The sequence below is a fragment of the uncultured Clostridium sp. genome (assembly GCF_947036855.1).
Lineage (GTDB): Bacteria > Bacillota > Clostridia > Clostridiales > Clostridiaceae > Sarcina.
The window spans coordinates 1-10,844 of record NZ_CAMQRY010000085.1; the positions used below are offsets into that span (position 1 = coordinate 1).

The 10,844-nt window shown below is 29.2% G+C and carries 9 protein-coding genes; 1 reads left to right on the forward strand and 8 read right to left on the reverse strand.

Annotation, left to right across the window (positions count from 1 at the left end):
- The 6 genes from Q0V15_RS09125 to Q0V15_RS09150 form a co-directional block, all read right to left on the reverse strand.
- On the reverse strand, positions 1-201 hold a 201-nt coding region (locus Q0V15_RS09125), incomplete at its 3' end, for a hypothetical protein (RefSeq protein ID WP_297438223.1).
- Positions 202-455: 254 nt separating this feature from the next.
- On the reverse strand, positions 456-1,661 hold the full coding sequence (locus tag Q0V15_RS09130; protein ID WP_297438225.1) for an ABC transporter permease: 1,206 nt from the start codon (positions 1,659-1,661) through the stop codon (positions 456-458).
- Complete coding sequence (locus tag Q0V15_RS09135) at positions 1,661-2,347, reverse strand: ABC transporter ATP-binding protein (RefSeq protein ID WP_297438227.1); 687 nt, start codon at positions 2,345-2,347, stop codon at positions 1,661-1,663. The genes Q0V15_RS09130 and Q0V15_RS09135 overlap by 1 nt, the downstream gene beginning before the upstream one ends.
- A gap of 25 nt (positions 2,348-2,372) precedes the next feature.
- On the reverse strand, positions 2,373-3,422 hold the full coding sequence (locus tag Q0V15_RS09140; RefSeq protein ID WP_297438229.1) for an efflux RND transporter periplasmic adaptor subunit: 1,050 nt from the start codon (positions 3,420-3,422) through the stop codon (positions 2,373-2,375).
- A gap of 174 nt (positions 3,423-3,596) precedes the next feature.
- A complete protein-coding gene (locus tag Q0V15_RS09145; RefSeq protein ID WP_297438231.1) occupies positions 3,597-6,194 on the reverse strand; it encodes a YhgE/Pip domain-containing protein in 2,598 nt (865 codons plus the stop codon).
- A 33-nt stretch (positions 6,195-6,227) separates the two neighbouring features.
- Positions 6,228-8,357, reverse strand: coding sequence for a YhgE/Pip family protein (locus Q0V15_RS09150; protein ID WP_297438233.1), 2,130 nt, complete (start codon positions 8,355-8,357; stop codon positions 6,228-6,230).
- A gap of 334 nt (positions 8,358-8,691) precedes the next feature.
- Here Q0V15_RS09150 and Q0V15_RS09155 point away from each other — a divergent pair, with 334 nt between their 5' ends.
- Positions 8,692-8,913: a hypothetical protein gene (locus Q0V15_RS09155; RefSeq protein ID WP_297438235.1), complete on the forward strand. Its 222-nt coding sequence runs from the start codon at positions 8,692-8,694 to the stop codon at positions 8,911-8,913.
- A gap of 179 nt (positions 8,914-9,092) precedes the next feature.
- Here Q0V15_RS09155 and Q0V15_RS09160 read toward each other — a convergent pair whose 3' ends face one another.
- A complete protein-coding gene (locus Q0V15_RS09160) occupies positions 9,093-10,127 on the reverse strand; it encodes a sugar kinase (RefSeq protein ID WP_297438237.1) in 1,035 nt (344 codons plus the stop codon).
- Positions 10,102-10,722, reverse strand: a complete 621-nt coding sequence (locus Q0V15_RS09165; RefSeq protein ID WP_297438240.1) for a bifunctional 4-hydroxy-2-oxoglutarate aldolase/2-dehydro-3-deoxy-phosphogluconate aldolase — start codon at positions 10,720-10,722, stop codon at positions 10,102-10,104. The genes Q0V15_RS09160 and Q0V15_RS09165 overlap by 26 nt, the downstream gene beginning before the upstream one ends.
- Positions 10,723-10,844: the final 122 nt, after the last annotated feature.

Below are 10,844 nucleotides of genomic sequence, written 5' to 3' on the forward strand. Positions count from 1 at the left end.
CTCATCTTTATGCTCTGACTTATCCTCAGCATTCTCATTACTACCTTTTTCATCCATATCTTTCTTTTCATCTATATCTTGTACAATTTCTGGCTTTTCTACATTCTTAACTTCTTCTTTATCTCCACTGCCACAACCTACAAAGCTTATTGCACTACCTATTAATGCTGTTGTAACTAAAATCTTTAATTTTCTATTCATCCCAACACCTCTACTTAACTATATTTTATCCATATTATAGCCTTAATTTATTCCTTTAATAACTATATCTAAAAATATTTTCAAACTGTCTATTTTTTGTTTTCTATTTAAAACTTTATTTAACTAAAAAAACAGGGCTAAGCAAAATATATTGCTTAGCCCTAAAATTAAATTAAAAGAATGTGTAATTATATTATCGCCTATTTTTTTATTTCTTAAACATTTATCGTTAAAATTTTTATTTTGTTTTTAAATTATCCTTGTATTGCTTTGATAGGGTCAACTTTTGCTGCTTTCATTGCTGGTATAACTCCAAAAACAACTCCTGTTAAACTTGATACAACTGCTGCAAATATACACATTAATGGGTCTATTTGAATTTCAAATGGAAGTTTTCCTCCAAGTGCAATTGAGACTATCATCCCAATTATTATTCCAAATATTCCTCCCATCGTAGTTATAACAGCTGCTTCAGTTACAAATTGTAATATAATAGTTCTAGGTTTTGCACCTATTGCTCTTCTTATTCCAATTTCTCTTTTTCTTTCTATAACTGACATATACATTATATTCATTATTCCTATTCCACCAATTATAAGTGAAACCAAAGTTATAACTCCTGTAAAGCTACTTATAGCAAACTTAATATACTCAAGCTGATTAATAGCCCCTTCTTTATATACTGTGTTATAGCTTCCATCTGTTCTTGTTTTATTTAATGCCTCGGTTATACTATTTGCAACTTCATCATTATTGAAGCCTTTTGAAACAGTTATTTTAAGACTTGCACTACTATCATTCCAACCACCTACTGAATATAAATCTTCCATAATATGCTTTGGAACATATGAAACTGCCTCTGTATAACTATCCATAAATGACTGATGAATTACTGTTGGTACTATCCCTATAATTTCATATGTTATACCTTCTAAAAGTACACTCTCTCCAATAGCCTCACTTGCATCTTCAAAATCTATCATTGCTGTTTCTTCTGATAAAAGAATTACATCTCTATCAAGCTCATCTAAAGAAAAATCTCTTCCATATAATATATCGGGTCTTTTTTCTTCATCATAAGGACTAAAACTAACATTATAATATTCTCCATCCTTCTCTATGCTAGTTCCATATCCTCCATAACTGCCACCTTCACTCTCCATATCAGTTGATACACCCTGAACACCACTTGTAGAAGTAATTATTTCTATTTCTTTACTACTAAATGGTTGATAAAACATTCCAACATCAATAATTCCATAGTCATTTGGATAAAAATCTATTATAAATTTTTTATCAGCATCTTTCTCAATAATTGCATCCATTTGATTTTCAAGACCTTTTCCTATACTAGAAACCACTACAACAGAAGTTATCCCTATAATAATCCATATCATTGATATAAAAACTTTAAACTTATGTGAGCGCATACTATCTAAAGCATTTTTTAAATGTACCATTATAATTCCTCCTCTATAATAACACCATCTTTAAGTTTTATAAGCTTACTTGCATATCTAGCAAAATCAGTGTCATGAGTAACCATTATAATAGTTTTACCCTCATTATTTAATGTTTGAAGTAGTGTCATTATTTCAAGTCCTGTTTCAGTATCAAGTGCTCCTGTTGGTTCATCTGCAAATATGATATCAGGGTCATTTACAAGCGACCTTGCAATTGCTATTCTCTGTTGCTGACCTCCTGAAAGTTCAGTTGGTCTTTGATATATTTTTTCACTTAGTCCAACTTTTTCAAGATTTTCTTTAATTATTCTATCTTTTTCTTTCTTTGAATACTTTTTATTATAAGTCATAGGCATTTCTATATTTTTATAAACATTTAAATTTTCTATAAGATTAAACTGTTGAAAAACAAAACCTATATTTAAATTTCTAAGTTCTGACCTTCTATTTTCTTTTATCTCGGTAACATCCTCACCATGAAAGTAGAATTTACCTGATGTAAACTTATCTAAAAATCCTAAAATATTTAAAAGTGTAGTTTTTCCACTACCTGACTTTCCCATTATAATAACAAAATCACCTTTATTTATTTCAATATTTATATCTTTTAAAACTACTAATTTTCCTTTTCCAAGTTTAAAAACTTTCTCAACATTTTTAAGTTCTATTATTTTCTCACTCATAAAATCCACCAATAAAAAGCTAAAGTTATTTAGTAGCTTCACCCTCTCCATAGATATTTTGTCCATCTACAATACTTGGAATACTTACATCTCTAGCTATGATATCATTTTCTGAAAGCCCATCTATTACTACATAATGCTTATCGGTTCTTTCTTTTACTTTAATCTCTGACTTTTTAGCCACATCATTAACTATTTTAAATACAAAATGCTTTCCATTTTCCTCTAAAACAGAAGTTAATGGAAGTTTATTCTCATTACTTCCAAACTGTGCAATAGCTTGAACTCCAAATCCATTCTTTAGATTTTTTTGCTCTTCAACAGATATCTTAATTGGAAAATTAGCATAGCTAGCTCCTCCCCCATCATAACTTGAACTTATATCACCACCATCAATCGGTCTTTCACCTATTGATTCAATCTTCCCCTTGGCTTTTCCCTTTGTAGCATTTACAACTATATCAATCTCCTGACCTTTTTTAAGTTTTACAATTTCCATTTCTGTTGTTTCAGTTTTAACATAAAAATCTGTTGTTTCTAGAACCATTAATGCTCCTATTTCTCCTTCTGTCCCTACTTTACTCTCTGGTAAGTATACTTTTCCTGCGAAAGGAGCATAAACACTTTTATATGTTTTTTTATTAAGACTTGTTATTTGCGAATTTAAATCTGTAATTTCAGAATTTAACATCCCTTTACTCTCTTCATCAGCTACATTCTTTAACTGATTTTGTTTATTTGCAACCTGTGTTTTAAGGTCTGAAATTTGATTTATATTTTCTGTATTTTTCATACTATATAATAAATCCCCCTTTTTAACAGCTTGTCCATCTTTAACATTTATCTTATCTAACTCTCCAAACTCGCCATCTATATTAAATGCTTCTGACTGCTTCGGAAGTATCTTACCAGTTAAAAATATCTTCTCTTTCCCTGGAATTGTATATAGCTCAACCATATTTTGTTCCATCATTTTATTATTATTTCTATTATTAAATATTTTAACCCCTACAAATCCACCAATTCCAATTACTGCAACAGCAGAAATAATTATAATCTTAACTTTTTTACTCATTAAAAAATCCCCCCAGATTATGTAATGTTCTTTTTTCTCTAATATTATTATAATAATCAAATCTTACAATTCTATAACCATTTGTCTTAACATTCTATTAAATATTTTTATTTTCAAATAAAAAAGCCCTATAAACTATTATTTCAAGTTTATAGGACTAATTAATACTATTTTTTAAAGTTCTGACTTTTCAAACATCTCTTGAAGGAATTCTGTTTGACCATGCATAAATATTTTTGAACCTGCCATTGCAATAAATATTGCAAGGAAAATTAAAAGTGCTATTATATCATGATAAACATTTGGCATATATGCACCTCCAATAGCTTGTCTAAAACCATCAACTGAATATGTGAATGGCCATAGGAACTCAAGCTTTTGGAAAAATATCGGATTAACTTCTATTGGATAAATTGCTCCTGAACCTGCAACTTGTACTACCATTACTACAAGTGCTCCAGCTTTTCCAAAGTTCCCCATAAGAGATACCATAGTAAATATTATTACGGTAAATACTACTCCTGAGAACCAAGCAAACCCCATGAGCATCCAGAAATTAGCTGGGTCAACTCCAAGTAACACAACATCTCCAACCGTTACTATTGTAGCTTGTATAAAGTTTATAGCTAAAAATAATAACATTTTCCCAAAATGAATTTCTATTAATCGTTTTTTAGTTCCATTCTCTTCACTCTTATCATTAACACTTATTATAGTTGTACATAAAAGTGCACCAACCCAAATTGATAAAACTGTATAAAATGGTGCAAGACCTATTCCAAAGATAGACATTCCATAAAGTTCCTGAACCTTTACACCAACTGGTGATGATAAAAGTGAAGATAACTGTTCTGGATTTTTATTTAGTAACGTTACTAAATTATCTATAGTTTTATTATTTAAATTACTTGTCTTCTTTTGTAGCGTAGTTAGATTATTTTTTAATGAATCAAGTTTTCCACTTAGCTCTTTAGTCTGACTTGCAGTCATAGCACTAGATGAAATTCCTATCTTAGCTATTGAATCCATTTGTGGAATCATTTGATTACTAGCTTGTAGTATTGAACTAACATCATTTAAACTCTCTGTAAGATTATTATTAAGTGATGAAATCCCACTACTTGCAGTATTTGAATAACTAGTTGTAAAATCATTTAAGCCATTTGTAACAGTTGTACTAGCACTTGTTAGTGCATTAAGTTTATTATTTAATCCCTGTGTTGTCATAGTACTTTGATTTCCTAGATAAACATTCATCTCTTGTAAACTAGCATTTTGGTTATTAAGTGATGTTTTAAGAGAGTTTAAATCACTTATCAAAGTATTAAAGTAACTATTAGGATCTATATTATTTAAAGTTTGCAGAAGTGTTTGTGCTGATGAAATAAGATTTAAAACATTTTGATTTGTGCTAATTGCACTATCTAAAGTTTTCTTGTCTCTTTCAATCTGCTCCTTAGTTAATACTGGTACTTTCTTATTCTCAGTAGCAATCTGTGTATTAGTTTTCGCTATATTACTACTTACTTTTTTAGGTACTACTGCTGAATTTGCTAAAGTTTTTTCATCATTCTTTGCAGTATCTTTTGCATTATTAACTGTAGCTATATTTTCACCTTTAGTTTTTCCTATATCTCCATTAACCGCTTTACTATTTTTATCTACAACATCTTTTGCACTTGATAAAATCTTTCCATTACTTTGTGCTAAAGCTTTAGCATTATCATTTACTGATGTAGCACCTGCATTTATATTTTGCTTTGCTTTATCTGTAACGATTTTAACTGTATTTAATCCATTTGTAGCACTATTTATACTATTGTTAGCATTAGCATTCGCCTGTGCTATAGTAGAATTACTACTATTAAGAGTATTTATATTAAGTGTTTGCTGTGTTTGTATAGTATTTCTTAAATCACTAATAAAATTCTGCAAATTATTATTAGCTGTCTGCATATTACTATTAGTTTGATTTAAATTACTTTCAATCCCAGACATATTATCCTTTGTAGACTGAATTAAATATTTACTTGATTTTACAACGCCCTGTAATTTATTTATCTGTGCTTCTACCTTTGGAAGATTATTTTTAAGTGTTGAAAGATAATTACTAAGCTCCCCTACACTTGTAGTTGAACTATTTACACTATCAAGTATATTTCCTATATTTTTATTTGTATTTGATATAACATTTTTAACTTCTAAAATCATTGGTTTATTAGTTTCAATTTTTTTACCAAGACTATTTCCCTCTGTTAAAACTGTTTTGTTAACATCATCAAAAAATGTTTGCTTTATCTGTCCTTGTAACTGATTAGTTGCAAGGTCTGTAATTTTTGTAGCTATCGCATTTGTTTTTTCATTAACCTTATATATCAAATCAGGTTTAACTGGATTCCCTGAATATATAGTTTTTAAATCATTAGAAAAATTACTTGGTATTTCTACTACTGCGTAATAAGTACCATCTTTTAACCCCTTATCAGCAACTTGTTGTCCAACAAAGGTCCATTTTATAGTATTATTATGTTTAAGTTCATCTACTGTTCTACTCCCAAAATTAACAATCTTATTATTAATTATTGCTCCACTATCATTGTTTACTACAGCAACTGGAACATTCCCTGTATCTACATAGGGATTCCAGTTTGCCTTAAGTGTTATCCATGTATAAAAAGATGGAATTATACAAAGTCCACAAATGATAGCAATAGCAGCTTTATTTCTAACGATATTTTTCAAATCTTTTTTAAATATCTCAAATATTTTCATATTCTGCTCCTTCTACGCTTTTTTAAATTGTAATTACTCTGCTATTCCAGACTTTTTAAAATGTTCTTCAAATTTTTCAAATCTTCCATTATCTTTTTTAAGGAAGTATCCAATCAGCACAAATATTATACTAAACACTATAAGTGCTGCAATATATTTAAATGTATTTGGCCAGTATGCCCCCCCTATAGCTTCTCTCATAAGGTCAACTCCATATGGGAATGGTACAAATGGCTCTATACTTCTAAAGAACAATGGCATTGCCTGTACTGGATAAGTTCCTCCTGTTCCTGATAATTGAACAACCATTAATACAATAGCTATTCCATCTCCAATATGACCAAACATTGATAATATTGTGAAGATAATAATTGCAAATGTTATAGATGTTACAAGTGAACCTATTATAAATAACGGTAAATTAGCAACTTGAACTCCTACAAGGAATTTTGCTCCAATTGTTATAATTAGAGATTGAACTATTGCTATAAATATAAATGTTAGCATCTTACCAAAATGTTTTTCTCTAACAGTCATATTTTCAAATTTTTTATGTTTTGGAACCTCTGTTTTTAAAAGTGCTCCTGCTATAAGCATTCCAACCCAGAATGCTAGTACACTATAAACTGGTGTCATACCAGAACCATAATTTGCGACAGGATATATAACTTCCTGCTTAAATGTAAATGGCTTAGCTGCATAACTTCCCATAACAACAGGATTCCCCTTAAGTAAACTAATAATCTGATCAAGATTATTATCACTAATCTTTGAAAGACTATTACTAAGAGTTCCTATAACCCCTTTATATTGTTTTAAATAATTAATAAGACTACTACTTGCTTCTTTTGCTGAAAGTGACCCACTACTTGCCGAATTTAAAACATTTTGTATTTTAGTGTTTAAATTCATACTATTACCAATAAGTGAACTTGCACTGTTTGTTGATGAAACAAGTCCATTACTAATATTATCAAGTGCTGCTCTTCCTCCATTATTATAATTATTTAAAGTAGTATTTATAGAGTTTATAACATTTCCAGTTGAACTCTGAATTAAAGAGTTATAACTACTTGAAACTTTATTCCCACTATTAATTGAATTTGTTACATTTCCCTTTTGAGCTGTAACTAAATTATTTGTATTATTTATATTGTTTATTAAACTTAAAATTTGTGGTGAATTATACGTTTTATATACACCTTTTAAAAATTTAACATTGCTATTTAAAATATCTTGAACAGTATTAATTTGCCCTGTAATTTGATTAAGTGTTCCATTTGGGTTACTACTTGATGTTAAATTACTTGATGCACTTCTAATATCATTCATCATATTTTTAGCAGCCTCTAAATTCAACTGAATATTATTTAAAGAAGTTGATAGCACATTTTTCGTATTACTCATTATGCCACTAATATTTTGAGTATTTGTTTGAATTTCTCCAAGCCCAGTATTAATAGCTGGTAATGTTGTTTTAAGTGTATTTAAATAATTAGTTAAATCATTTGAATTTGTACCTACATTTCCAAGCGCCTTAATTATATTATCTATATTTAAATTTAGATTTATAATTGCACTTTTTAAGTTTAAAATTTCTGTTTTATTCTCATGTACTTTCTTTCCGTATGTATTAAGTTTATCAAATACCTGCTGTGAAAGTGATGTCATAATACTAGATTTTATTTGAGCTAATAATGTTTGCTGTGCAACTTCTGTTATTTTATTTGCAACAGGACCCATCTTTGTATTAACTCTATATGTAAGTTCTGGTTTAACTGGCTTATCAGTTGTTATTGTTGCTAATGATTTTGAAAAATCTGCTGGAATTATAAGTTCTGAAAAATATTTTCCACTAGCAAGACCTATTTTCCCCTCACTTGCATTTACAAAGTTCCAATCAATACTATTATTCGTCTTTAAATTAGCTATTACACTATCTCCTATATTTATTTTACTTCCTGCAATACTTGCTCCTGTATCTTCATTAACTATTGCAATAGGAAGTGTTGAAGTATTCGAATATGCATCCCAACATCCTATAACATTTAAAAATGAATATAAAGATGGAAGTATACAAAGTCCTGAAATAATTATAATTGCCATTGGATTTTTAATCATTCCCTGTAAATCACGCTTAAATATCTTAAAAGCATTTTTCAAAATATCACCTCCATGCTTTTTATTTAGCATTACTATTTTATTCCTTATACGCTCTAACATCAAAGTTTATAATATCCATACTATCAATAACCTTTCTTATTTGTTATCACACATATATTTTAAGCCTTATTTACTACATTGATATTTAATAAAATAATCAGTTTAATAACATTGTTCCAATATTCCCATTTTCATCTATATATTTTAATATATATACTTATATATCTTTATATATATAGAAATCTATATATATAAATAGTGAAAATCAAATTCCTATCACACTTTGCATAGCATTTTCATATACTTATAATAAAAACTTTTGGGAGGATTTAAAATGAAAAAATTACTTAATGCCAATATGACTGATGAAAAAAGAGCCAAACTAATAAAAGTTATTTCAATTGCAACTGGAGTTGCCTTAACTGTAGCAACTTTGCCACTTTCTAATTTAATTATGAGCGTTGCATCTGGTGCTGCTGCTATACTTTTATCTGTAGGATTTGGAGCTACTGCAGCTGCTATTATCCAAGATAAACTTATTAAAAGATACTTTTAATAAACACTTGCCTTTAATAAAGTAAAATTTATATATAAATTGCTCCTATATATTTATTACATATATTTTCAATCAGATGATTGATTGTGAGTGTTTATAAAGTATAAGTAAAAAGAGTGAAATGATTAAATTTTAATCATTTCACTCCTTTGTTTTATATAATGATATTTAAACATAGACTATCTACTGATAGCACCTACACCATTTTTTATAAATATTTCAACTTCTTCTTTATCACATTGATTTACATCACCTTTATAGCTATGCTTTAAAACACTAGCTGCAACGGCAAAATTAATAATTTCTTTATTTGATTTACCTTCTATTAGTCCATGAAGAACTCCAGCAGTAAAAGCATCTCCACCTCCAACTCTATCTAAAATATCAAATATATATCTTTTAGACCTTGTAACTTCTCCATTTTCAAATAAGTATGCAACAAGTGAATTCCTACTTGCTGATTCAATACCTCTTTTTGTTGAAGCCATATACTTTATATTTGGATACTTTTCATTAAGCTTTGTATATAAAATCCTTAAATCTTCTCTATGACTTCCTACAAATTCATGTTTAAAGTTTAAAAGCTTTGTTATATCTAAATGTCCAAGAAGTGCTATATCTACATAATTTAAAACTTCTGCTAAAAACTCTCCACACTCACTTGGTGTCCAAAGTTTTGCTCTAAAATTAGAATCATAACTTACTACTATCTCTCTTCTTTTACCTTCTTTTAATAAATTAATTGTAGCACTCCTTAAATCTTTACTAAGCGCTGGTGTAATACCACTTATATGAAGAATTTTAACACCCTCAAAAACTTTATCATAATTTATTTCTTCTTCTTTTATCATAGAAAAAGCTGAATAAGCTCTATCATATATAACCTTCGAATTACGAACTCCATGTCCTTCTTCTAAGAAGTATATCCCAAGTCTACCCTCACCAAAAATTACTTCTTTAGTATCAACATCTCTTTCTTTAAAAGTTCTAAGTGCTTTTTTTCCTAAATCATTATCAGGAAGTTTTGTGAAAAATTTAGTGTCATGCCCAAAACTAGCTAGAGAGCATATTACATTTCCCTCACCACCACCATAAGTTTCATGTAGTGAGTTACTTGTCTTTAAAATCTCATTTTCTTTTGGACTAAGTCTCATCATTATTTCACCAACACCTAGTATTGAACCTTTTTTACTTACAAGATTTTTTATATTCATCTATTCTCTCCACAAACTTACTAGCTAGATTTTTTATTGTGTCATAATCACCTGACGCTAGAAGTGAACTTCCAACCCCCACACAAGTTACTCCATTTTCAAACCACTCCTGAACATTATCAACATCAACTCCACCTGTTGGCATAATATTTATATGTGGAATTGGAGCTTTAACAGCTTTTATATATGATGGTCCAAAAAGATTTCCTGGGAATAACTTAACAAGCTCATTTCCTTTATCCATAGCATGCATCATTTCCGTAATACTAAGACAACCTGGACAGTATGCTATTTTTCTTCTTCTACAAGCTTCATTAACTTCTTCACTATACCCTGGACTTACAATATACTCTGCGCCCGCTTCAATAGCATCAACAGCCATCCTTCCATTTAAAACACTACCGGCGCCAAAGAATCCATCTTTATACTCTTCTTTAAGCTCTTTTAAAAGCTCTGGCATATTCGGAATAGAATAAGTAAGTTCAATCGCCTTAATTCCCCCATCAATCGTAGCTTTAACATAATCTCTCGCCTGCTTATGGTCTTTCCCTCTAATAACTGCAACTACACCAAGTTCTCTAAATCTATTTATCATTTTTTACCCCTCTTTATATAAAATAATTTTTAACATTAATTAATCTTATAGTGTCATATATGTTATTTATCGCAAGTTTTGTGCCATACCTCCTTTAGATAAAATAAAAAGCGCAAAAATAG

Bases quoted from the DNA above. Each gene is read 5' to 3' on its own strand.
- Q0V15_RS09130 (WP_297438225.1), bottom strand. From the start codon at position 1,661: ATGGTACATTTAAAAAATGCTTTAGATAGTATGCGCTCACATAAGTTT.
- Q0V15_RS09135 (WP_297438227.1), bottom strand. From the start codon at position 2,347: ATGAGTGAGAAAATAATAGAACTTAAAAATGTTGAGAAAGTTTTTAAA.
- Q0V15_RS09140 (WP_297438229.1), bottom strand. From the start codon at position 3,422: ATGAGTAAAAAAGTTAAGATTATAATTATTTCTGCTGTTGCAGTAATT.
- Q0V15_RS09145 (WP_297438231.1), bottom strand. From the start codon at position 6,194: ATGAAAATATTTGAGATATTTAAAAAAGATTTGAAAAATATCGTTAGA.
- Q0V15_RS09155 (WP_297438235.1), top strand. From the start codon at position 8,692: ATGAAAAAATTACTTAATGCCAATATGACTGATGAAAAAAGAGCCAAA.
- Q0V15_RS09160 (WP_297438237.1), bottom strand. From the start codon at position 10,127: ATGAATATAAAAAATCTTGTAAGTAAAAAAGGTTCAATACTAGGTGTT.
- Q0V15_RS09165 (WP_297438240.1), bottom strand. From the start codon at position 10,722: ATGATAAATAGATTTAGAGAACTTGGTGTAGTTGCAGTTATTAGAGGG.